Below are 23708 nucleotides of genomic sequence, written 5' to 3'. Positions count from 1 at the left end.
AGTCCTCTCATTCAGCGATCGAGCAGGCCGGCTGCGGCGGGCGCGGTCGCGCGCGTGTCGCCTTGTGCCGGTGAGGCGGGTCGGGTGAGGAGGCTCAGCACCAGCGTGACGAGCCCCGAGCCCAGGAGTGCTGCGGCGAATGGCCCCAGCGTCAGCCCGTCCGCGAACGTCGTGACGGCCAGCGCGCTCGCGGGGTCGAATCCGGTGACGACCAGCCCGTACCCGGCAGCGGACACGAGACCCGCGACCGCGCCGGTCAGCGCACCCGTCCGCGTCGTGCGGCTCCACAGCCCCAGGAGGACTGGCACCAGGGTCGCGGCGCAGAAGAGGTCCGCGATGAGGAAGAGCCGCAGGACGGAGAACCCCTGGAAGGCGATCGCTGCGGGGATGAGCGTCGCGATGACTGTGAGGACGCGTGCCCCCGTGACTCCCAGTCGTGGCGCGCGCACGGCGATCGCGGCAGCGATGCCATTCTGCAGCGTGTCCGCGGTTGAGGCGATGAGGGTGAGCGTGAGCACGAGGATCGCCAGGAGCAGCCACGTGGGCCCGCCCGCCACGAGCGCGAAGAACGGTGCCGGGGGAGACCCGGGATCCAGACCCAGGACTGCCGCGACGATGCCCACGCACCCGGCCGCGACCACGATGGGGAAGCGGGTGAGCGATCCCAGGACGGCGCCGCGGCGCAGTGCGGTGAGGTCGCGGGCGGCCCACACGCGCTGCCAGTAGCCGTTGTGGAACAGCGTCGTCGCGGTGACCGCGATGGCGACGGTGACACCGGCCTCGATGCCTGTCCAGTCGACGGTGAGGAATGCGGAGGCGGGCAGGGCAGGGGTGCTGGCCCCGGCCTCGGCGGTGGTCAGGGGTGCGGTCTCCAGCAGGCCCAGGCCGCGCAGGGCTAGCCACCCCCCGATGACGATGACGAGAGCGAAGAGCAGCCACGACTGCCAGCGGTCCGTGCCGATCGAGGCGCGCAGCCCGCCCACCGCGGTGTAGGCGGCGGTGACGGCCGCGACCGCGATGATGCCGATCCGGGGATCCAGGTCGGAGATGCGGCCCAGCACGCTGCTGACGGCGGTCAGCTCGGCCGCCAGCGCCGTGAACATGTAGAGCATCGAGATGAGCAGGACGTAGCCCTGCATGCCGGGACCGAAACGGAGGCGGACGAACTGGGCGAGGTCGTAGCCCTCCGGCAGCAGACGGCGCAGGCGGCCACCCACCAGCAGGAGGCCCACGAGCGGCAGGACGACGCCCACCCCGTAGCCCACGGCGGCGGCGATCCCGCCGGTGGCGCCGACCTCGGGGGCGGAGAAGAGCATCCAGGAGCCCACGCCCGAGGCGAAGAACGACAGGCCCAGGGCCGCGCCGGACTGGGTGCCGCGGGCAACGGCGAACTCCTCGACGGATCGGTCCGCGCCCGTGCGCAGGCCCACCACGAAGAAGCTCGCCAGGGTGAGGGCGAGGATGAGTGCTGTGACAGTGGTGCTGAGCATCGACGTGTCCCTTCGCCGGCATTACCCGGACAGGTTCGTGCGGTCGACGGCCAGTCAGCCGTCCTCTCAGCCCGGTTCACCGAGCTCCCGCGTCTGTTGTTCGCCGTCGACTCTAGCCCATGGGGTGGGGACGTGGTTTATCAGGCACGATCGGGCGTCGATCGTGCACGGGCGCGGCTGGCTGCTGTCAGCGGTAGACCTCGCGACGGTGACCGATGGCGAGCACCATGCGCTGCGCGACACCTCTGTGTACGCGCGCAGCCGCGGCGCGACGATGAGCCAGTTGAGATACGCGCCCAGCGTCAGTCCCACGGCGATCCAGCTCGCCGATAAGGTCACGCCCTCGTGGATCGTGTCCCACAATCTCCCGCTCGACGACGCCCCGGACGCCTACGCACACTTCGACGCCCGCGATGACGGGTGGACTAAAGTGGTGCTCAACCCCACCTCCTCCTAAGACTGACGCGGGACGTGGAGGCTCGAGTGTCCACCCGAGGAGTGGGGCAGCATGAGAACTTCAAGGCCGCCGGTCTGCTTGTGCTCTCGCCTGGCATGAACCGGGGTTGCTTCCCTGGTGCCTGAAATCAGCTGAAGCACTCTGGGATGAGGAATCGAGACTCTGAGAAGCCGGTAGGAGCACGCGAACTGACAACGCGGAAGGAGTCGACTTTTGACGACTCACAAGTGTGAACCCATCGGGACGACGCAGAGCCCGACGGGGGAGGTCGTGGTCGGGGTGGTGGCCGATCCGGTCACCACCGCCCTGACAGTCGCGAAGCATCTCGAACAGGAACTGCCTGGCCTGCTCGCCGAGCAGCTCTCTGAGGGTCACTGGAGAGTGGAGGTGCACCGAGAGAGGCTGCCTCCCAGTGACGAGAAGCGGTTTGAGATGATGGACCTGGCAGCCCAGCGTAAGCGGGAACATGGCTGGGACCTCGCGGTATGCGTGACCGACCTCCCACTGATGATCGACCGGCGCCCCGTCGTCGCTGACGCCAACCGCAGTCGGAACGTGGCGGTGGTTTCACTGCCGGCCTTCGGGGCCATGAGACTACGAAGGCGAGTTTCAGAGGTGGTGACACAGCTCATTGGGGACATGCGCAGCGGGACCATTCCGAAGGACGAGTCCCAGGCGCATCGGCGGTCACGGGTCCCGGCTCTGGGCGGCGCCTTCGAGCGGACGACCCCAGACCAAGACGGGGTCGACGTCCGTATCTTCGCGAACCGCGGACGTCTGCGGCTGCTCGTGGGAATGGTCCGGGATAACCGTCCGTGGCGGCTGGTCTCCGGTCTCCGAGGGGCGTTGGTGGGAGCGTTCGCGTTCAGCGCGTTCTATCTGTTGAACGCCACGCTGTGGGAACTCGCACTCACCATGGCAGCGTGGCAGCTGGTCGCCGTCGTCGTTGCCTCAATGACGGCGATGATCACGTGGCTCATCGTCTATCACCGCCTCTGGGAACGAGCCAAAGATCTGCCGCCGCAGGAACGTGAGCGAACGGTGCTGTTCAACGCGTCGACTGTCTTGACCCTCGCTATTGGGCTGACGTGCGGCTATGCGGGGCTGTTCGTCCTGAACCTGACTGCCGCGCTGATCGTTTTCACTCCGGAGGTGTTCAGCCAGTACGCCGGAGACGAATACGGACTGGGCGAGTATCTCCTGGTGACCCTGTTCGCGACCGCCGCTGCGACGATCGCGGGTGCGATTGGGTCTGGCTTCGAAAGTGAAGAGTCGGTGCACGAGGCCGCCTATAGCTACCGGGAGCGCGCACGGCGCGAGGCGCGGCGCCGCTCACGCAGCGCAGAGAACGATGACAGCACGGTCCACGACGCGGCGCAGAACGACGACACATCTCGTGCAGAGGACTCCGATGCAGGCCCGGACCACTGAGGAGGGGACTGCCGCACGGATAGGTGACAGTCGGGGTGTCAGGCTGCGAGGGCCGCGGTGGGGTTCATGATGGTCTCGTATTCGATGGGGGTCAATCGGCTCAGGCGAGTCAGTCGATCGTGTCTCCCTGGACCGGGCCTTCGCGGTTCGACGCCCAGCCCAGTGCCGGGGCGACGTGCTGCGCGAAGGAGTGGAGCAGGCGTGCGTTGAAGTCGACGCCCAGCTGCGAGGGGATCGTGAGCATGAGGGTGTCCGCGCTCATGACGGCCGCGTCATTCTTCAGCTCGTCGATGAGTTCGTCCGGCTCGCCCACGTATGTGCGGCCGAAGGTGGAGCGGAACCCGTCGATTGTGCCCACCTGATCCGAGCCCTGGCCCTGGCGCAGCTGATAGAACTGCTGATCTTCGGCGCTCACGACCGGGAAAACGCTGCGGCTCACGGACACGCGCGGCGTGTGTGCGTGTCCCGCGCTCGCCCACTCCCGGCGGTAGAGATCGATCTGCTCCGCCTGGAGGTCTCCGAACGCCTGGCCGGTCGCCTCCGTCAGCAGGGTCGAGCTCATGAGATTGACACCCTTCTGCGCCGCCCAGACCGCGGTGTCGCGGGAACCGGCACCCCACCACAGGCGCTCCTGCAGGCCGGGGGAGTGCGGTTCGAGCGGAAGCTTCTGACCGGGGCCGTACTGGGCGGGGTCCGCCGGCGCGATCGGGCGGCCGGAGATCGCCTCGAGGATCCGGTCGAAGGTCAAGCGGGCGATGTCCGCGCCACGGGGATCCTCGGAGCCGGTGTAGCCGAAGGACTCCCACCCGCGCAGCGCGGGTTCGGGTGAGCCGCGCGAGATGCCCAGCGCGATGCGGTTGTCCGCGATGAGATCGAGGGCGGCGGCCTCCTCCGCGAAATAGAGGGGATTCTCGTAGCGCAGATCGATGACCCCGGTGCCCACCTCGATGCGCTGGGTGCGCGCCGCGATCGCGGACAGCAGCGGGAACGGTGAGGCCGCCTGCCGCGCGAAGTGGTGGACGCGGAAGTACGCGCCGTTCACTCCGATCTCGTCCGCTGCGACCGAGAGGTCGATCGCCTGGGTGAGCATGTCGCGTGCGGTGTATCCGCTGGCGGGGGCTCCGTAGTGACCGAAGCTGAGGAATCCGAAGGCCTTCATGCCCGGTGAACGCCGTCTGTCGCACACTGATTCCCCGCGAGTGTGCGACCCAGCCCCACCGAACGGACGATAAGCTCCGCATATGGGACTGACACACATGCTGGTGACGATGCCGCGTGCGTGACCCCCGAATCCCCTCGACGCCTGACACTCCGCTGCCAGCCACGCCCTGGGTGATCGTCCTCGCCCTCTCGCTCGCCGCGACCAGCGTGTCCTTCATGCAGACGCTCGTCGTCCCCATCCAGAATCATCTGCCGCAGCTCCTGGACTCCACACGCAGCGCCACTGCATGGGTCCTCACGGTCTCCCTCGTCGCTGCCGCCGTGACGACGCCCATCTCCGGACGTCTCGCGGACCTCTGGGGCAAGCGCCGCGTCCTCCTCGCCCTCGTTGTCCTCCTCATCCTGGGCTCCCTCATCGCCGCGCTCGCGTCGGGACTCTGGTGGCTGCTGCTGGGCCGCGCCCTCCAGGGCGTGAGCATGGGCGTCATCGCCGTGGGCATCTCCATCCTGGGCGACCTGCCGGATCGTCGCCTCAGCGTCACCGGCATCGCATTCGTGAGTGCCAGCCTGGGCTTCGGCGGCGCACTGGGACTGCCGCTGGCCGCCTGGATCGTCCAGGTGGGCGACTGGAAGGCCCTCTTCTGGTCGACGGTCGGACTGGGCGTCGCCAATCTGCTCGTCGTCTGGTTCACCGTTCCCCGCTCGCCGGGCACGGGCCGCAGGGTGGACCTCCTGGGTGCGGCCGGCCTCGGTGTCGGCCTGTCCGGCATTCTCATCGCGGTCTCGCAGGGACCGCTCTGGGGCTGGACCTCGCCGTTGACCCTGGGCGTCGTCGGGGGAGGAGTCCTCGTGCTGGCCGGGTGGGTCCTCTTCGAGCTGAGGCTGGACGAGCCGATCGTCGACCTGCGCCAGTTCTCCCGCAGGCCGGTCCTGTTCACCAACCTGGGCGCCGTCGCGCTGGGATTCTCCTTCTTCGTCATGGAGGTCGCCTACCTCCAGATCCTGGAGCTGCCCGCGCACACTGAGGCCGGCCTGGGCCTGACCATGTTCGAAGCCAGCATGGCCCTGGTGCCGCCCTCGCTCGCCATGATGGCGGCCGCTCCCGTGGGTGCACGGATCACGAACCGCTACGGAGCCCGAGTCTCCACCTGCGCCGGCGCCCTCGTGGGGGCCGCGGGCTACGGCCTCGTCCTGCTCTGGCATGACGAGGTGTGGCACTTCATCCTCGCCGGCACCGTGTCCTGCGTGGGCGTGACGGTCGCGTACGCGGCGATCCCCACGCTCATCATGGCGGAGGTCCCGCGGGAGGCCACCGGGTCCGCAGTGGGCGTCAACGCGCTCATGCGCAGCGTAGGCACCAGTTCCGGTGCGACGGTCACCGGCATGGTGCTCGCCTCCCGCGTCGTCATTGCCGACGGCGCCGAGGTCCCGGTCCTGTCCGCGTTCCTCACCACCTTCACCGCCGGAGCCGTCGCAGCGCTCGCCTGCGTCGTGCTGGTCTGGCTGGCTCGGGGGTCGGGTCGTGGAATGCCCGCCGCCGTCTGATGACAAACGCCCCGCAGTAGGTAGACTGGTCTACCTACTGGCTGATCAACGAGTGGGGATGGCATGGGTGCGGTGCGCGAACGGCTGCTCGAGGCCGCGGCGAGGCGGTTCTACGACCACGGCGTGCAGGCGACGGGTATCGACACGATCACGGCGGAGGCCGGGGTAGCGAAGAAGAGCCTCTACAACAACTTCGCGAACAAGGCCGACCTGGTGGGCGCGTACATCGACGCCCGGCACCAGGAGTGGCTGGACCTTCATGCCTCCCGGTCCGCAGAGGCGACGACGGCCTCAGACCGGGTCCTGGCCGTGTTCGATGCCTACATCGACCACACGCACGGTGCCTATGAGTTCGGGTTCCGCGGTTGCGGCCTCCTCAATGCGGCCGCCGAGTTCCCCGCCGGCGCTCCGGCTCGCGCGTCCGTGCGCGCGCACAAGGAAGAGGTGGAGCAGATCCTCACCCGTCATCTCGAGGAACTGGCAGACGCGGGGCGGGCGGGTGAGATGGCCGAACATCTGAGCTTCCTCCTCGAAGGGGCTGTCGCCCGCGCCGGCCTCGAGGGCACGCCCGCGCGCCTCGAGCAGGCCCGTGGGATCGCTGCGCGCATGATCGCCGCGCTGTGACGGGGACTGTCGCTGCGCGGCGAGCATCCGCGATGCGGGGCGCACCGTGAGCCGGTCGTCCCTGCCCGGGGTCCTTGCCGTCCTCGTCGCAGCCGTCCTGTGGGGGACCACGGGCACAGCGGCGACCTTCGCGCCCGACGTGGGGCCCCTGGCCATGGGTGCGGCTGCCCTGGGGATCGGTGGGATCCTCCAGGCCCTCGTCGCCGCCCCGTCCCTGCTGCGTCAGCGAGCTGCCCTCGCGTCCTGGCGAACGGTGGTGTGTGCGGGAGCCGTGGGCGTTGTCATCTACCCGCTGGCCTTCTACAGCTCGATGCACCTGGCCGGCGTTGCGATCGGCACGGTCGTCTCGCTGGGCTCCGCCCCGATCGTGTCGGGCCTCCTCGAGATGCTCCTGGAGCACCGCCGACCCAGCGCGTGGTGGGTCCTCGCCGCTGTCCTGGGCATCGCGGGAAGCGCCGTGCTCTGCGTCGCGAAGCTGCACGAGGCGCCCGCGGCCCTCCTTCACACGGTCACGGGAGTGGGTCTGGGACTCGTCGCCGGAGCCGCCTATGCCGTGTACTCGTGGGCGGCCCACCGCCTCATGGGCGCCGGGGTGGGGCGTGCCGCGGCGATGGGCGCGATCTTCGGGCTGGGCGGCCTGGCGCTCATGCCGGTCCTGGCGCTCACCGGCGCGCCACTGCTGGCGACGACCCAGGCGCTGACGGTGGGCGCCTACATGGCACTCATCCCCATGTTCGTGGGCTACCTGTTCTTCGGCTTCGGCCTCTCCCGCGTCGCTCCCAGCACGGCGACGACCCTGACCCTTGCCGAGCCCGCCGTCGCCGCCGTCCTCGCCGTCGTCATCGTGGGCGAGCGGCTGCCGCTCATCGGCTGGGCCGGCCTCGCCGGCATCGGCGTCTCCCTCCTCGTGCTGGCAGTGGCGCCGGCTACGCGCGGTACAGCGACCTCGGCGTCTGTCCGAACGCGGCTCTGAACGCGACGACGAACGCGCGCAGCAGCCTGCGCCCGGCTCCGCCGGTGAGCATGACGAAGGGACCCGATCGTTCGATCGGGTCCCTTCGTCATGTCCTGGGGAAGTGCGCTCCTCGCCCGGGCCGCAGAACGCTGCGGGCTCAGGAGCCGCAGAGGTCAGGCCGTCAGGCTCCCGGACGATGGGGGAGCGCCGCCTCCTGGAAGAGCTGCTCCGCGATCGCGTCGAAGTCGATGTCCTCCTCCACGTACCAGTCGTTCATGTCCTCGTAGCCACCGCCGTCCTCGATGCCCGCATCGGCGACGATCTGCTGCCACTTCTCGACCGCCTCCTGCGTGCGCGCCTGCACGTCCGTGCCGATGAGCCCGGACTCCTCGATCTCCTCGAAGAGGGCGTCGTTGGTCTCGCCGATCTGCTGGTCTGTGTCGTCCGCCATCGGGCCGATCTCGCCCCCGGCCTCCTCCAGCTGGGTCATCGACTTCGCGTGGCCCTCGGAGATCACCTGGTTGCTCTTCGCGAAGCCGCTCATCTGCGAATCGAAGATGATCTGCTGGTACGCCAGGGGCAGGGCCTGGAATCCGGAGCCCGCCAGGTTCGCGCCGGCGGAGCGCCCGGACAGACTGTTCTGCTCCGTCGTGTACGCGACGTGCTTGGCGACCTCGAACAGCCCGCTCTCCTCCGAGGGGAGGGTCTGGGCGAACGTGCAGTCGACCGTCCCGCGCTGCAGCGCCTCGAACACCTCGACGTACTCCATCGAGACGGGGGAGGCGCCCATGGCCGTCACCTGGTTCTCGTGCGCCACGCTCGCCACACGGATCTGACGACCCTTCATGTCGTCCAGCGACGTGCCCTCGTCCGCGCAGACGGACACGTACGAGCCGGTGCTGATCATGGGGGTGAGCGGAACGAGTCCCTGCTCCTCGTAGTTGTCCAGCAGCTCCTGCGAGTTCCACGCGAGGTCCACCAGTGCGGCGTTGCCCACCATCTCGCCCACGACGGGGGAGTTGGGCATGCCGGCCGTCGCGGTGGCGAGCGCGTTGAACTGCGGATGCTCCGTGGGGTTGTAGATGGGCAGGGCGTAGGAGACGTCGACGCGGCCGTCCTGCAGCGCATCGTCGATCTCCGCGTACCCGGCGATCGCCTGGCCCCAGACGACGTCGACGGTGATCTTCCCGCCGGAGCGCTCCTCCACGTACTCCTTGAAGCCGTGGCCGTTGCGCGCGGAGACCGACTGCGGGGACTGCGCGCCGGCCTGATACGTGATCTCGACGGGCTCCAGATCCTCCAGGACTGCGTCGACCTCCTCCTGCGATGCGCCGAATTCGAACCCGTCGCCTCCGCCTGCACCTCCGCCGCCGGAGGACCCGGCGCTGCCGGCGCATCCGCTGGCGACCAGGCCGATCGCTGCGATCGCGGCGATCCCCGCGGTCCTCACTGTGTTCACTGCTGCCATGCTCGTCACTCTCCGTTGAGTCGTCCGCACCTTCATCGGGCCGGCGGGCCGCGCCACTGTGCACGCTCGACAGTCACCCTGTCCCCGCCTGGGGAGACAGTAGCAACGGATCGAGCGAAAATCGAGATCAATTTCAACTCCGTGACCGGACTGAGATCCGGACCGTGGCAGGGCTCCGGCCTCCGTGCGACTACTGTGGTGCGACAGACGAACAGGGTGCGACGGGCGACCACTGGAGGGGAGCGCATGGAGACGGGATCGGTCTACGACCGGATCAGGGAGAAGATCGTGCGCAACGACCTGCGCCCCGGGACCAAGATCAACATCGACGCGCTGGTGCGCGAACTGGGCGTGTCCCAGACCCCGGTGCGCGAGGCGCTCCACCACCTCGAGGGCGATGGGCTGGTCGAGCGCGTCAAGGGTCGCGGGTACTCCACCACCGCACTGCTGGACGCCATCGAGTTCCGGCACATGTTCGAGGTGCGGATGCTCCTGGAGCCGTGGTCCGCGCGCGTCCTGTCCTCCGACCGCATGACGAACCCCGGTGACGACCTGGTGCGCCAGGTGGACGACTTCCGTGCCAGCGGGCAGGTCTCCCGCACCCACCTGGCGATGCACGATGAGCTGTTCCACAAGACGATCCAGCAGGCCACTGGGAACTCGTTCCTCTTCGCCGCGTTCGAGAGCCTCCACGCGCAGCTGCATCTCTTCCGCCTCTACGGCGATGACATCGAGGGCTCCCGGACGCTGGGGGAGCACTTCGACGTGACGCTCGACGAGCACCGGGATATCGCCCGTGCTGTCGCAGAGTGTCGTCCGGACGACGCAGAGGCCGCGATGCGCCTCCACCTGGAGAACTCCCTGCAGCGCTTCGCGCCCCAGATGTCCGGCGGAGCCGCACCCGGCACGACGGTGGCCGGCGTGCCCTCTGGGCGGATCCGCGGCCGTCTCCTCTGACGGAACCGGACTGCACCCGACCCCGCCGGGAGGTGGGCGGGCCGGTCACGCGCGGCGGCCTCGGGCGCGTCCGCAGTGCCCGCAGACACACCTGTGTGAGGGGGGTCCCATTCGACTCCCACGTCGTATAGGATCACTGTGTTCTGTATACGATGCGGCGGGCGCGGCCCCGTCCGCCCCTCACCGAAGGTGGTAGCGATGTCATCGGAGACATTGTCAGATCCCGACGAGTCGCCCGTCGCCGGCGTGCACGCCTACCCGGGCACCCACACCCGCGGCTACAACCCGGACGGCTTCCCCGGCAGTGCGGTCGCCGGCGATGACGCGGACGGCATCGCCCGCACGGACGAGGGGTTCGTCCCGCTGCGGTGGCGGTCGCAGGAGTGGTTCGACAACCCCAATGAGCCGGACTCCACGATCCTCATCCTGGAGCGCTACCTCAACTACGGGCTCAGCCAGGAGGAGTTGCAGTCGGGCAAGCCGGTCATCGGCATCGCCCAGACCGGCAGCGACCTGGTGCCGTGCAACCGCCACCACATCGAGCTGGCGAAGCGCGTGCGCGAGGGCATCCGCGAGGCCGGCGGCATCTGCTTCGAGTTCCCCGTCCACCCCATCCAGGAGACGGGCAAGCGCCCCACCGCCGCGCTGGACCGCAATCTCCAGTACCTGGGCCTCGTCGAGACCCTCCACGGCTACCCGCTGGACGGGGTCGTCCTCACGACGGGCTGCGACAAGACGACGCCGGCGCTGCTCATGGCCGCCGCCACCGTCGACATCCCTGCGATCGTCCTGTCCGGCGGACCCATGCTCAACGGCTGGTACAAGGGCCGCCGCGTGGGCACCGGCACGATCGACTGGGAGGCGCGCGATCTGTTCGCCGCCGGGAAGATCGACAAGAACGAGTACTGGCAGATGGTCAAGCAGTCCTCGCCGTCGATCGGCCACTGCAACACGATGGGCACCGCCTCGACCATGAACGCGGTCGCGGAGGCTCTGGGCATGAGCCTGCCCGGCTGCTCCGCGATCCCCGCGCCCTACCAGGAGCGCCCCACGATCGCGTACCAGACCGGCCGCCAGATCGTGGAGATGGCGTACGCGGACCGCAAGCCGTCGGACGTCATGACGCGCGAGTCCTTCCTCAACGCGATCCGTGTGTGCTCGGCGATCGGCGGCTCGTCGAACGCGCCGTGGCACCTCATCGCGATCGCCCGTCACCTGGGCATCGAGCTGGACCTGGACGACTGGCAGGAGCACGGGCACGAGGTGCCGCTGCTGGTCGACATGCAGCCGGCCGGCCGCTTCCTGGGCGAGGAGTTCTTCCGCGCCGGCGGCGTCCCCGCGGTCGTCAACGAGCTCATGAAGCAGGGTCTCATCCATGAGGACGCGCTCACCGTCAACGGTCGCACGATCGGCGACAACTGCCGGGACACGACCGTGACGGACCGCGAGGTCATCCGCGACATCGGTGAGCCCCTCGTCGAGGCCGCCGGCTTCCAGGTCATGACCGGAAACCTGTTCGACAACGGGGTCATGAAGACCTCCGTCATCGGCGAGGAGTTCCGCAGCCGCTACCTCACGAACCCGGACGACCCGAATGCCTTCGAGGGGACCGCGGTCGTCTTCGACGGGCCCGAGGACTACCACGCCCGCATCGACGACCAGGACCTGGGCATCGACGAGCATTCGATCCTCGTCATGCGCGGCACCGGTGCGATCGGCTACCCGGGTGCGGCGGAGGTCGTCAACATGCACCCGCCGGCCCGCCTCATCAACGCGGGGGTCACCAGCCTGCCCTGCATCGGCGACGGCCGGCAGTCCGGCACGTCCGCCTCACCGTCGATCCTCAACTGCTCGCCCGAGGCCGCGGCCCCGGGGGCCGTGCTGGCCCTCCTCCGCACGGGGGACCGTCTGCGGATCGACCTCAACACCGGTCGCGTCGACCTGCTGGTCGAGGTGAGCGAGCTGGAGGAGCGCCGGGTCGAGCTCGAGGCCGCTGGCGGCTACGCGTACCCGGCCAGCCAGACCCCGTGGCAGGAGATCAGCCGGCAGATGACCAGCCAGCTGGGCGACGGCATGGTGCTGGAACCCGCGATCGCCTTCCAGCGGATCGCGCAGACCCGTCCCATCCCGCGGCTCAACCACTGAGTCAGCGCCGCTGATGCAGCACTGCTGAACCGGCACTGCTGAACCAGCGCTACTCATCGCGGGGCCGTGCCGCGGTCCCCATCCACACCTTCCGCGTCCTCCGGTCGACGGCAGGGCGATGCCGCCCTGCCGTCGATCGGGATGCCCGGACGACATCCGTCACCCCTCGAAGGACCACTCATGACCGAAGACATCCCGTTCCTCTGGGAACTCTCCACCGGAGGGCTCCTGGGCATCGCCGCAGCGGCGATCGCCCTGCTCCTCGTCCTCATCATCGCGTTCCGCTTCCACGCGTTCATCGCACTGGTGCTTGTCAGTCTCCTGACCGCGCTGGCCACCGGGATCACCCCGTCCAGCGTCGTGTCCGTCATGCTGTCCGGATTCGGCGGCACACTGGCGAGCGTCGCGTTGCTGGTGGGCCTGGGCGCGATGCTGGGCCGTCTGCTGGAGGCCAGCGGCGGGGCGCAGCGGCTGACGGACAAGCTCATCGAGGTGTTCGGTGAGAAGCGCGCCCCCCTGGCCGTCGCGATCGCCAGCCTCCTCATGGGCTTCCCCATCTTCTTCGACGCGGGTCTGGTGCTCATGCTGCCGATCATCTACGCGGTCGCACGGCGCCTCAGCATGCCGTTCCTCTCCATCGCGTTCCCGTCCGCGATCGCCTTCCTGTCGATGCACATCTTCGTGCCGCCCCACCCCGGACCGGTCACGGCCGTCGACCTCTACGGCGCGGACCAGGGGCTCATGGTGCTGCTGGGTCTCGTCTTCGTCATCCCCACCTGGTACCTGGGCGGCTACCTCCTCACGAAGCCGCTGACCAGGTCGATCAGCGTGCCGGTCCCGGACATCCTGGGAACAGAATCAGAGAAGGAGACGAACAAGAGCTTCGCGTCGAACCCCAGCCCGTGGCTGATCGTCTTCCTCCTGCTGTTCCCGCTTGCGCTCATCGCGATGAACACCGTGCTCAACTCGCTGGCGACAGCCGGAGCCGTCGACGGCGACGCCCTGTGGGTGCAGGTCCTGCGTATGATCGGCGAAACGCCCGTCGCCCTGCTCATCACCACGATCATCGCGATCATCGTGCTGGGACTGAGCCGCGGCAAGGGCGGCACGCTCACGGAGCTCGTGACGGACTCCGCACTGGGTCCGGTCTGCTCCGTGATCCTCATCACCGGTGCCGGCGGCATGTTCGGCGGCGTCCTGCGGTCCTCCGGGATCGGCGACGCGATCGCGCAGGCGATGGACTCGATGCACCTGCCGCTCATCGTCGCGAGCTTCCTGGTCGCCTCCGTCGTCCGTGTGGCGCAGGGATCCGCCACGGTGTCGCTCACGACCGCCGCCGCGCTCATGCAGCCGGTGATCATGGCAGGTGACTACAACGCAGTGCAGCTGGTCGCCCTCGTCGCCGCGACCGCGGCCGGCTCGTCCGTCGTGAGCCACGTGAACGACTCCGGGTTCTGGCTGGTGAGCCGCTTCTTCGGCCTGTCCACCGCGCAGACGCTCAAGTCGTGGACCGTCATGACGACCGTCGTGGGCGTCCTGGGCTTCCTCATCGCGGTGGTCCTCTACGCGCTGGCGTCGATGGGCTGACCGGAACGGATCTCCTCGATCGGGGGCGTGCGGGTGACTTCACCTGCACGCCCCTGATTCGTCATGTGGATGACGTTCCGCATCCGGCTTCCTGAGACTAGCCTGGGTGACGTCTGCGCGAACGATTCGTGCTGATGTCCGCGTCGCCCGGCAGGCCGCCTGTGCCTGCGCCCCTACGCTCAGGAGTCCCGCATGTTCCGTCCGACCATCCCCGCCGCGCTGGCAGCGGCCGCTCTGGTGGCAGGCCCTGCGGCCTCGGCGACGGCGATGCCCGCGCCCCAGGCGCTGTCGATGTCCGTCCTGGCCACGACGGATGTCCACGGCCACGCCCTCAACTGGGACTACTTCACCGACGCGCCCTACCCGGCGGGTGAGGAACTGGGCCTCAGCCGCGCGAAGACCGTCGTCGACGGGATCCGTGCGGAGAAGGGCGAGGAATCGGTCCTCCTCTTCGACAACGGCGACTCGATCCAGGGCAACCCGCTCACGTCGTACTTCTCCACGACGGAGCCGGTGACGGATTCCGGCCGGCAGCACCCGATGGCGGCCGCGAACAACCTCATGGGCTACGACGCCCAGGTGACCGGCAACCACGAGTACAACTACGGCCTCGAGATGCTCGACTACTACGAGGACCAGGTGGATTTCCCGGTGCTGGCGGCGAACGCGCTGGACGTCTCCAGCGGTGAACCGCACAACGAGCCCACCGCTCTCATCGAGCGGACCATCGACGGGGAGGCCGTCACGGTGGGCGTCATCGGCCTCACGAATCCCGGCTCGCGGGTGTGGGACAAGAAGCACCTGGACGGGACGATCGAGTTCGAGGACATCGTGACCTCCGCACAGGAGCAGGCGCCGGCCCTCAAGGAGCAGGGCGCGGATGTCGTCATCGCCCTGGCGCACACGGGCAAGGACCCGGAGGGCCAGGAGTGGGACCCTGCGCAGCTGCAGGAGAACGTGGCGACGAGTGTGGCGACCCAGGTCCCGGAGATCGACGTCGTGGTCGCTGGGCACTCGCACGTGGACCAGCCGGAGGAGGTCGTCACGCAGACGGACGGCACGCAGGCGCTCATCACCCAGCCCAACTACTGGGCCCGCTCCGTCAGCGAGGTCGAGCTGAGCCTCGTGGCCGACGGCGACGGATACGCCGTCGACTGGACGGATGCTCCGCCCGCGGTCACCCCGCACTACCTGCAGGGCGATGTCGCGGAGTCGCAGGAGATGGTCGACGCGCTGTCGTCCTACCACGACGACACGGTCGACTACGTGAACCAGACGATCGCGCAGGCCGCGCAGACGATGAGCACGGAGACCTCCCGCTACGAGGACACCGCGATCCTCGATTTCATCGGCAACGTCATGGAGGAGCGGACGGCAGAGGGTCTGGCGGGCACCGAGTACGAGGATCTGCCGGTCCTGGCGCAGACCTCGCCGTTCAGCCGCGACGCCGTGTTCAGCGAGGGCGACGTGACGGTGCGCGACGTGGCCGCGCTCTACGTGTACGACAACACGCTTTCCGGCGTCACGATGAACGGCGCCCAGCTCAAGGACTACCTCGAGTACGCCGCGCGCTTCTACGACCAGGTCGAGGAGGGTGCCGAGTTCGACGGGGCGGAGGTCTCCAACGCCTACGACGAGGCCGGCGGCCGGGACATCCCCGATTACGCGTACGACGCGCTCACCGGTGTCGATTACGACATCAACATCTCGAAGCCGCTGGGGGAGCGCATCGAGAACATCCGCTTGGAGGACGGCACGGAGGTGTCCGAGTCGGACGAGTTCGTGCTGGCGATCAACAACTACCGCCAGTCCGGCGGCAGCGGGTACCCGGTCGCGGACCTCGAGGAGGTCTACAACGAGCAGATCGCGATCCGCGAGGCGCTCATCGACTGGGCCGTCGAGCGCCAGGTCATCGACCAGGACGAGTTCCACCGCGAGAACTGGGTCCTGACCTCGGAGACGATCGATCGGTCGGAGCCGGAGCCCACGGAGGACCCCACCGGGGAGCCGACCGAGGAGCCGACGCAGGATCCCACCGGGGAACCGTCCGAGGACCCCAGCGAGGAGCCGTCGGACGGTCCGGATGACGGTCGCGATGACGACCAGGGCGGCGATGACGACCAGGGCCGTGACGACCAGGGCCGTGACGACGAGGGCCGTGACGATGATGACCGTGCGGACGGGGACGACGACGGTCGCCTGCCGCGCACCGGATCGGAGATCGCCGGTGCACTGGGTGCAGCGGTCGCGCTGGCCGGTCTGGGCACCGCGGCAGTTCTTGCGAGCCGACGCCGCCGGGTCTGAGTCGACTGGTGCGGCCGATCCGGTGCGCGCGGGTGCTGCCGGTTTGACCCGTTGAGCAGCGTCTGCGTCATCTCCCGAGGCCGGGATCGGTTCACGGGCCTGGGCCGCGATCGCTGTGGGCTGAGCTAGGCTCCCGCGCATGAACGTCGACGTGCTCGTCAATCCTGTGCACCGAGAGGTCGCGCCCGTGCTGGCCCGCGTGCGCGAGCTGATCGTGCGAGCGGGTGCGGAGCCTCGTGTGCGTCGGACCTCGATCGCGCGACCCCACGCGGATGCGTCACCGGACGCGGATCTCACGATCGTCGTGGGCGGGGACGGCACGCTGCGGGAGGTCGCGGGCCGCCTCGTCGCGGATCCCGCGTGGAGAGGCGCGATCCTGCCCGTGCCCACCGGGACGGCGACCCTGTTCGCGCTGAATGCGGGCATCGACTCGACGGAGCAGGGACTGCGCGTACTGGATGATCTGCTGGTGCAGTCGAGGCACGGGACGGCGGACGCGGCGAGTGTGCTGCACTGCGACGTGGGGTGGGCGGATCTCGAGCGCCCGGGCGGGTCCCGGTCCGGTGACCTGCCGTTCCTCGTGACCGCCGGGATGGGCCGCAGCGGGGCGACCGTGCAGGCCACGCCCGGGTGGGCGAAGGACCGATTGGGCGCGGCGGGCTACGGGATCGGTGCGCTGGGGCAGCTGGGTGCGTCGCACGTGCCGCTGACTCTGGAGTGCCGTGGTGAGGGGTCGGGGTCCGAGCGGGCGAACGAGGCAGCGCCACGGGTCGACTCCGTGTGGGCGGTCGAGTTCGGCCTCATCCAGCGGATCCCGTGGGGCATCACCGTCTTCCCGCACGGCGGTATCACCACCGGGACCCTGGCCGGTCTGACGGTGACGTTCGGGGAGAGCGGGTGCGGCCTCGGCGGTGGGGGTGCACAGCCCGGTCGTCCCGGCGACGCGCGGCTGGGTCCTCACCGGCAACTTCAGCGGACGTCGGCGGGTGCAGTGCGACTGCTGCGGCGGTCCGGTGCGTGGGGGCGGGTGTTCCGCGCCGGGCTGCGCGGCGGGCACCAGCAGGTGGACGCGCTGCGCCTGTGGACGGCGGAGAGTGCCCGGGTGACGGCGTCGCGGCCGGTCGTGGCCCATCTGGACGGGGAGGCTGTGGGGTACGTGAACTCCGCGCGGCTGCGGGTGGCCGCCGGTGCGTTGCCGGTCGTCGTGCCCGTCGGGTGGTGAGAAGGGCGTGCCCTCGGTGAGCCGGCTGACGTCGGTCAGCAGCTCATCGAGGTACTGCTGGATGGGGATTCCATGGACTGGATCGTACGGTGTGCGAGCCCCGTGCGGCGGACGCGTGCACGGACGGGCCCGGCGGCCGCCTCAGCGCCGGCGGCGGCCCGTCCCGAAGAGGCCGCGCGCGATCTCGCGTGCCGCCGTCCGCGTGAACTGCTTGAACGCCGGTGAGCTCACGACCTTGTCGAACGCGGACTTCTCCTGGCGTGCGGAGCCACGGGACGAACCCGATCCGCGTCCCGCGCCACCGCCCGAGCCCCGGCCACCTCCCTGGGGCGACGGGGCCGGGATCCGGCCCGGGGCCTCGGCGGCGGTGTCGTCGGCCGGCTGGGTGGCGGACTCCTGCTGGGATCCGGCGTCGGCCTCGGCGGCTTCGGAACCGGCCTCCATGCGGGCGGTGAGGATCTCGCGGGCGGACTCGCGGTCGATGCGCTCGCCGTATTTCGGAGTCAGCGGGGACGCTGCGACGGCGGCCTCCAGGTCCGCGGCCGGGACGGGGCCGATCTGCGACTCCGGCGCGCGCATGCGGGTGGCGGCGACCGGGGTGGGCGCGCCGTCCGGGTCCATGACGGTGACGACGGCCTCGCCGGTGCGCAGGGTGGTGAGTACCTTCTCCAGGTCGTAGGCGCTGGTGGGGAACGTCTGGACGGTCGCGCGCAGCGCCTTCTGGTCGTTGGGGGTGTGGGCGCGCAGCTGGTGCTGGACGCGGGACCCCAGCTGGGCGAGGACGTCCTCGGGGACATCCTTGGGGGTCTGAGTCACGAAGAAGACGCCCACGCCCTTCGAGCGGATGAGGCGGACCGTGCGCGTGACGGAGTCGAGGAACGCCTTCGACGCGTCCGCGAAGAGCAGGTGCGCCTCGTCGAAGAAGAACACGAGCGAGGGCTTGTCCGGATCGCCCACCTCCGGCAGGTCCTGGAACAGGTCCGCCAGCAGCCACATGAGGAACGTGGAGAACAGGGCCGGCCGGTCCTGCAATTGGCACAGGCCCAGCAGGGTGATGACCCCCTGCCCGTCGTCCGTGGTGCGCAGCAGGTCCGCGGTGTCGAAGGCGGGCTCGCCGAAGAAGTCCTCGCCGCCGGCGGCCTCCAGCTGCGCGACCTGGCGGAGGATGACGCCCAGCGTCGCGGCGGACGCACCGCCCAGGGAGCGGAAGTCCTCCTTGCCCTCCGGGGAGTCGAGGTGGTTGAGGACCGCGCGCAGATCGGACAGGTCCAGCAGCGCCAGACCCGCCTGATCCGCGAAGTGGAAGATGAGCGAGAGGACGGATTCCTGCGTGTCGTTGAGCTCCAGCACCTTCGACAGGAGCAGCGGGCCGAAGTCCGTCACGGTCGCCCGCAGCGGCACGCCCGTGCCGATCCCGCCCAGCGACGCGAACTCGACCGGGCATCCGCGGCCGGACCAGTCCTGGCCGATCGCCTGCGTGCGCTCCGCGAGCTTGGGGTTGTGCTGGCCCGCGGCGCTGAGGCCGGACAGATCGCCCTTGATGTCCGAGGCGAACACCGGGACGCCGGCGCGGGACAGCTGCTCCGCCAGCACCTGCAGGGTGACCGTCTTGCCCGTGCCGGTCGCTCCCGCGATGAGCCCGTGGCGGTTCATCATGCCCAGGGGGAGGCGGATGGGCGCGGTGGGGTCGGGGGTCGTGGGGGAGGCGGCCGCGGCGTCGGACGCGTCAGCGGCGGGGGCCAGCGCGACTCCCACGTCGAGGGCGGGCTCCTCGAACGAGTAACCGGAGCGGATGGCATCGAGGGCGTCTGCGGGGTACGCGGGGGTTGCGCTCATGCAACTCATTCTGGCACGTGAGCCGGTGTGCCGAACCGGCATCTGCTGCTGGGTTCTGCACCCGGTTCCGCATCGTACGCTGTGGGCATGAGCGAGACCCCGGCCTCCGGCCCCTCTGACGACACCTCCGGCGCGTACCACCGCGCGTGCCGTGACGAGCACCATGACGAGCCCCGCGACCCCGTCTTCTCCCCGCAGGACGTGACGCGGTTCGCGAGCCTCTTCACCGAGTTCATGTCCGCGATGCAGACGCACGCGGACAGCCACGGCGGCAGTGAGATCGCGACGGCCGTCGACGCCCATCTGGGCGGGCCGGCGGCGCAGCGGGAGCCGGTCGGCTCGACATACCCGCGCTGGCGCTGGGCGGACGTCGACCAGGCGCTCGACACGCTGCTGCCGGGGGATGTGGCGGGAGTCGGCGGATCGCACTCCGAAGGCCTCGCCGAGCTCATCGGCGACGAGTTCGGCAACTACAGCCTGGGTGCGGTCGAGCGCAGCACGTTCCCCACGGGCCATGACAGCGTCCGCTACGTCGCGATGAACGCGCTGCGATTCGCGACGTATGAAGGAGTGCCCGTCATCGCGTACGCGCACGTGAGCGAGACGATGGGCGAGGAGCACCACGTCCAGGTCGAGGTGTTGGCCCAGGAGCACGCCTTCGCCCGGACCGTGCTGGCGGCGCTGGATGAGGCGATCGTGCGCGGATCCGGTCTGCGCGGGCAGATCGTGAGCCTCGCAGCACCCTCGATGCACAGCCCCAAGCCGCAGACCACCCTCGTCTTCCACGAGCGGCCCGCACTGACGGACGAGGACGTCATCCTCCCGGCCGGCCGCCTCGAGCGGATCCGGGCGACCGTCCTGGGGATGACCGAACGCGCACACGAGCTGCGGGCGGCCGGCCAGCACCTGTCGCGCGGGGTGCTGCTGTACGGCCCGCCCGGGACCGGCAAGACGCACACGGTCCGCTACCTCCTGTCCCAGGCGCCGCGGGCGACCGCGTTCATCCTGCAGGGCTCGTCGCTGGGGCTCATCCGAGAAGCCGCGGAGACGGCCCGGCAGCTGCAGCCGGCGATCATCGTGCTGGAGGACGCGGACCTCGTCGCCGCGGACCGGGACTTCTCCGAGGGCGAGCGACCCGTCCTCTTCGAGGTCCTCGACGTCATGGACGGCCTGGACGACGATGCGGACGTTGCCTTCGTCCTCACGACCAACCGGGTCGACGTGCTGGAGGAGGCTCTGGCACTGCGGCCGGGCCGCATCGACCTGGCGGTCCCGATTCCGCTGCCCACCGCGGAACTGCGTGCGCGGCTGTTCGCCCGGTCGGCTCGTGCACTGCCCATCACCGCCGCAGGGTGCGAGGCCGCCGCCGAGGCCGCAGCCGGCACCACAGGTTCGTTCCCCAAGGAGGCGGTCCGGAGGGCGGTGCTCGACTCGATGGCGGACGGAGCGGACGTCGACGACGCGCGTCTGCTGGCGGCCGTGACCGCCCTGCGCGCCGAGGGAGAGGAACTGCGCGCCGCGATGACAGAGGATGCGGAGGCCGACGGGGACGAGTGGGACGACGCGGAGTGGGAAGACGGTGAGGTGGACGACGACGCCCAGGACGTGTGGTCGGCTCCGACCGACGGATCCCGCCAGGGTGACGGGACCGGTCAGGGTGACGAGACCGGTCGGGGTGACGACGACCTCGGCGGCGGGGTCCTGGACGACGAACTGCTGGAGGACGGGTTGTCGGGGGAGGATCTGCTGGATCTGGACCTCGAGGATGACTGAGGAGTCGCGCGGTTGAGAGTCGATGTGGTCGTCATCGGGATGGGGCAGGCGGGGCTCTCGGCTGCGTATCACCTGATGAGGCGCGGGTATGAGCCCGCCGAGCGGATGCTGCTGCTCGATGCGAACGCCGGGCCGGGCGGTGCGTGGCAGCACCGGTGGCCCAGCCTCACGCTCAAGACCGCGAACGGGGTCGCGGACCTGCCCGGCTGGGGACTGCGGGAGGCGATCGACGTCGATGACGAGGTGCCGGCGGCCTCGACGGTCGCGCGGTACTACGCGGCGTACGAGGAGCGAATGGGGCTGGGCGTGCTGCGGCCAGTCACGGTCGATCGGGTCGAACAGCCGGACGGCGGGGGCACGGACTTCGTGCTGACGCTGTCCGGTGACGGGCGGCCAGCGGACACCCTGCGCGCGCGGGCGATCGTGAACGCGACGGGCACCTGGGATCGGCCGCGGATCCCGTACTACCCGGGGATCGCGAGCTTCGAGGGGCGGCAGCTGCACACGCGCGACTACACGCGGGCGGAGGACTTCGCAGGCTCGCACGTGCTGGTCGTGGGCGCGGGGATCTCCGCAGTGCAGCACCTGGGGGAGTTGGCGCAGGTCACGCGGACGTCATGGGTGTCGCGGTCGCGGCCGGACATCCGCAATGCCGAGTTCACCCCCGAGGTGGGCGCGGACGTCGTCGCCCGCGTGGCCGAGCGTGTGCGGCAGGGGCTGCCGCCCGGGTCCGTCGTGTCGAACACGGGGCTGCCGATCGCGGCGGTGAGCTCGGACGCGCTGCCGCGGTGCCGGCCGATGTTCGACCGGATCGATCGGGCGGGTGTCGTGTGGGACCCGGAGGTGCCGCGGGCCTGGGGTGCGGTGCCGGAGGACGGACGGCTGGACGTCGACGTGATCCTGTGGGCGACAGGGTTCATCCACCGGTTCGATCACCTGGCGCCTCTGGACCTGCACACGCCGGAGGGCGGTCTGCTGGTGGACGGGCGCGCGACGACCCGGGCGGTCGAGAACCACGGCGTGCACCTGCCGGGCTACGGGCCCAGCGCCTCGACGATCGGGGCGAACCGCGCGGGCCGGGCGATCGCACGGGAGCTGGACGAGTACCTGGCGGGGTTGGGGTAGGGGGAGGCGCTCTCGGCGTCCCGGGAGGGTCCCGGCGGCCAATGCCGTTCGCCCCATAGTGCGGTTCTCTCGCGAAGTGCGTGAAAAGATTGTTGTACTTCGCGAACGTAGTTTCCGAGCCGCATAGAGGCTCATCTACATGCGACTTCTCTTGCAATGTTCGCGAGTGCTTTGTCGTACTTCGCGAGAATCGTTCCCGGACCCCCTGCCGCCCGGACCCCTGCATTCGGAGCGAGTCCGCGACCCGTCGGCTCCTCGCACGTGCGGCCCCCGCGCTGTGTGCTCCTCGCTCAGACGGCCGCGCGAGCAGGTGACCCGTCAGCCACTCAAGCCGCCGGGTCACGCTCACCCTCGACGCGCCTCACCACATCTCGACCCCCGCTTCGCGCAGCAGCAGGATCATCTTCATGTCCGACATGAGGTCCTTCCACGTCACTCGCACGACCCGATAGCCCAGGCGTCGGATACGGTCCTCGCGCAGCTTCTCGCGGAAGAGCGGGTTGCGCGTCCCTGCTCCTCCTCCGGACTTCGACAGATCGCCGTTGCCACCGTGTCTTGCTTCGCCATACGGCGCGCCGCCCGCCAGCACCAGTGTTCGTTCGTCGTATTTCACGGCACCATCGATCTCGACGACGACAGGGGTGTCGTCCTCCGCTGTGAGGAGGAAGTCAACGCGGCCGACGAACTCGTTCACGTCGTCGTAGAGCTCGACCTGCTGTTGAACGGGTGTGACCTTGAGGACGCGGAACCAGTGCAGTGCCAGGGACTCTGCGACGCTCTCCGACAGACCGGTCGCCGTTTCGAAGGCGATGCGCGCTCGCCTCACACCCGGGGTGCGATCCGCCTGGCCGACGCACTCCAGGAGCGCTCGATGCACGCGCTCTCGCTCCTCGACTCCGCCGCTCTCCAGTGCCTGGGCCAGGACGAAGTCCATCGCGACTGTGCCATCGAAGGCGGTCCCTGCCCGCGCGAGATCGACACACGTGCGCGCCTGGGTGGTGACTGAGACACCACGCATCTGCGTGAGGTGGCGCGGGTCCACGTCAGACAATCTGCGGGTGATCCACGTCGACCGATAGGGGCGAATGGGATTCCAGACGTCCAGATGCACGGGTGTGCCAGGTTCGCCCAGGGACAAGGTCGACACGACCTCCTGCTGTGGGCCAGGTCGTCTGCGGATGCGAGGTCCGGAAGCCTTTGTGGATCCGACCAGCGGAATCCCGTGGAGAACCGCTGCTGAGGTCAGACCCAGAGTGTCACCGTCGTCGTAACGCTTGTAGGCGCTGATGGTGGCGAGGAACTCGCTTCTTCGGACTCGGTCGATGTCGGCGCGTGTCGCGCGGTCGATCCCTGCCGAGCGGATCGCGAGGATCTCGTCGTCGTCCAAGAATTGAGCCATCTCCGGGTGCCGCGGACACCGGACGATTCCCACGTAGATGCCGTGGTTCAGTTTCCGGAGGCAGCAGCGGAGAGCATTCCTCACCGTCGTCGGTGAGATGCCAAAGCGGGTGCAGGTACGAGCAGTGATCACGTTGTGCATGCGGACAACCGTGGACGTGCGTCGAAGTGGGCGTGAGCTCAGACGGTCGGATGTGGAAGGCGACTCGCGTCTTCACAGCTGTCTGTGC

17 protein-coding genes and 1 riboswitch are annotated in these 23708 nt (G+C 69.5%); of the genes, 12 read left to right on the top strand and 5 right to left on the bottom strand.

All coding sequences use genetic code 11. The features are described from left to right. Nucleotides 1-11: 11 nt before the first annotated feature. Nucleotides 12-1490, bottom strand: a complete 1479-nt coding sequence (locus HGBR_RS18270; protein WP_019160063.1) for a sodium:solute symporter family transporter — start codon at nt 1488-1490, stop codon at nt 12-14. Beyond that, a riboswitch (TPP riboswitch) is annotated at nt 1481-1591 on the bottom strand. (Overlaps the previous gene by 10 nt.) A gap of 107 nt (nt 1592-1698) precedes the next feature. On the opposite strand from HGBR_RS18270, the gene HGBR_RS19660 reads away from it, so the two are divergent. After that, nucleotides 1699-1947: a hypothetical protein gene (locus tag HGBR_RS19660; protein ID WP_218915981.1), complete on the top strand. Its 249-nt coding sequence runs from the start codon at nt 1699-1701 to the stop codon at nt 1945-1947. 213 nt (nt 1948-2160) lie between these two features. After that, complete coding sequence (locus HGBR_RS14455) at nt 2161-3378, top strand: hypothetical protein (RefSeq protein ID WP_019160061.1); 1218 nt, start codon at nt 2161-2163, stop codon at nt 3376-3378. Between the two features lie 109 nt (nt 3379-3487). Here the strand turns inward: HGBR_RS14455 and HGBR_RS14450 are convergent, their stop codons facing one another. Further along, a complete protein-coding gene (locus HGBR_RS14450; protein WP_019160060.1) occupies nt 3488-4537 on the bottom strand; it encodes an LLM class flavin-dependent oxidoreductase in 1050 nt (349 codons plus the stop codon). A 116-nt stretch (nt 4538-4653) separates the two neighbouring features. On the opposite strand from HGBR_RS14450, the gene HGBR_RS14445 reads away from it, so the two are divergent. From HGBR_RS14445 to HGBR_RS14435, 3 genes are all read left to right on the top strand, one after another. After that, nucleotides 4654-6084: an MFS transporter gene (locus tag HGBR_RS14445; protein WP_147522533.1), complete on the top strand. Its 1431-nt coding sequence runs from the start codon at nt 4654-4656 to the stop codon at nt 6082-6084. Nucleotides 6085-6147: 63 nt separating this feature from the next. After that, complete coding sequence (locus HGBR_RS14440; RefSeq protein WP_019160058.1) at nt 6148-6708, top strand: TetR/AcrR family transcriptional regulator; 561 nt, start codon at nt 6148-6150, stop codon at nt 6706-6708. Nucleotides 6709-6754: 46 nt separating this feature from the next. Then, entirely contained in the window at nt 6755-7681 is a 927-nt protein-coding gene (locus HGBR_RS14435; RefSeq protein WP_019160057.1) for a DMT family transporter, read from the top strand. A 163-nt stretch (nt 7682-7844) separates the two neighbouring features. Here the strand turns inward: HGBR_RS14435 and HGBR_RS14430 are convergent, their stop codons facing one another. Next, nucleotides 7845-9131 (bottom strand): TRAP transporter substrate-binding protein, encoded by a 1287-nt coding sequence (locus tag HGBR_RS14430; protein ID WP_019160056.1) that lies wholly within the window; start codon nt 9129-9131, stop codon nt 7845-7847. A gap of 246 nt (nt 9132-9377) precedes the next feature. Between HGBR_RS14430 and HGBR_RS14425 the strand changes: the two genes are divergently transcribed. The 5 genes from HGBR_RS14425 (at nt 9378) to HGBR_RS14400 (ending at nt 17346) form a co-directional block, all read left to right on the top strand. Continuing rightward, the gene (locus tag HGBR_RS14425; protein WP_019160055.1) at nt 9378-10088 is read left to right on the top strand and encodes a GntR family transcriptional regulator; all 711 of its coding nucleotides are present in this window, start codon (nt 9378-9380) and stop codon (nt 10086-10088) included. A gap of 198 nt (nt 10089-10286) precedes the next feature. Continuing rightward, on the top strand, nt 10287-12233 hold the full coding sequence (locus tag HGBR_RS14420) for an IlvD/Edd family dehydratase (protein ID WP_019160054.1): 1947 nt from the start codon (nt 10287-10289) through the stop codon (nt 12231-12233). A 180-nt stretch (nt 12234-12413) separates the two neighbouring features. Beyond that, the gene (locus tag HGBR_RS14415; protein WP_019160053.1) at nt 12414-13820 is read left to right on the top strand and encodes a GntP family permease; all 1407 of its coding nucleotides are present in this window, start codon (nt 12414-12416) and stop codon (nt 13818-13820) included. A gap of 192 nt (nt 13821-14012) precedes the next feature. Continuing rightward, complete coding sequence (locus HGBR_RS14405) at nt 14013-16124, top strand: 5'-nucleotidase C-terminal domain-containing protein (protein ID WP_019160051.1); 2112 nt, start codon at nt 14013-14015, stop codon at nt 16122-16124. Nucleotides 16125-16263: 139 nt separating this feature from the next. Beyond that, on the top strand, nt 16264-17346 hold the full coding sequence (locus HGBR_RS14400) for a diacylglycerol/lipid kinase family protein (RefSeq protein WP_019160050.1): 1083 nt from the start codon (nt 16264-16266) through the stop codon (nt 17344-17346). Nucleotides 17347-17487: 141 nt separating this feature from the next. Here the strand turns inward: HGBR_RS14400 and HGBR_RS14395 are convergent, their stop codons facing one another. Further along, the gene (locus HGBR_RS14395) at nt 17488-19182 is read right to left on the bottom strand and encodes a helicase HerA-like domain-containing protein (protein ID WP_019160049.1); all 1695 of its coding nucleotides are present in this window, start codon (nt 19180-19182) and stop codon (nt 17488-17490) included. 87 nt (nt 19183-19269) lie between these two features. Here HGBR_RS14395 and HGBR_RS19095 point away from each other — a divergent pair, with 87 nt between their 5' ends. Continuing rightward, a complete protein-coding gene (locus HGBR_RS19095; protein WP_147522531.1) occupies nt 19270-20955 on the top strand; it encodes an AAA family ATPase in 1686 nt (561 codons plus the stop codon). Nucleotides 20956-20979: 24 nt separating this feature from the next. Beyond that, nucleotides 20980-22080, top strand: a complete 1101-nt coding sequence (locus HGBR_RS14385; protein WP_019160047.1) for an NAD(P)-binding domain-containing protein — start codon at nt 20980-20982, stop codon at nt 22078-22080. A 361-nt stretch (nt 22081-22441) separates the two neighbouring features. On the opposite strand, the gene HGBR_RS18255 is transcribed toward HGBR_RS14385, so the two are convergent. After that, complete coding sequence (locus tag HGBR_RS18255; protein WP_147522530.1) at nt 22442-23467, bottom strand: hypothetical protein; 1026 nt, start codon at nt 23465-23467, stop codon at nt 22442-22444. Nucleotides 23468-23708: the final 241 nt, after the last annotated feature.

This window comes from Brevibacterium senegalense (assembly GCF_000285835.1).
Lineage (GTDB): Bacteria > Actinomycetota > Actinomycetes > Actinomycetales > Brevibacteriaceae > Brevibacterium > Brevibacterium senegalense.
Note: the sequence above shows the minus strand (reverse complement) of the source record. Positions and strands in the feature narration are given on the sequence as shown.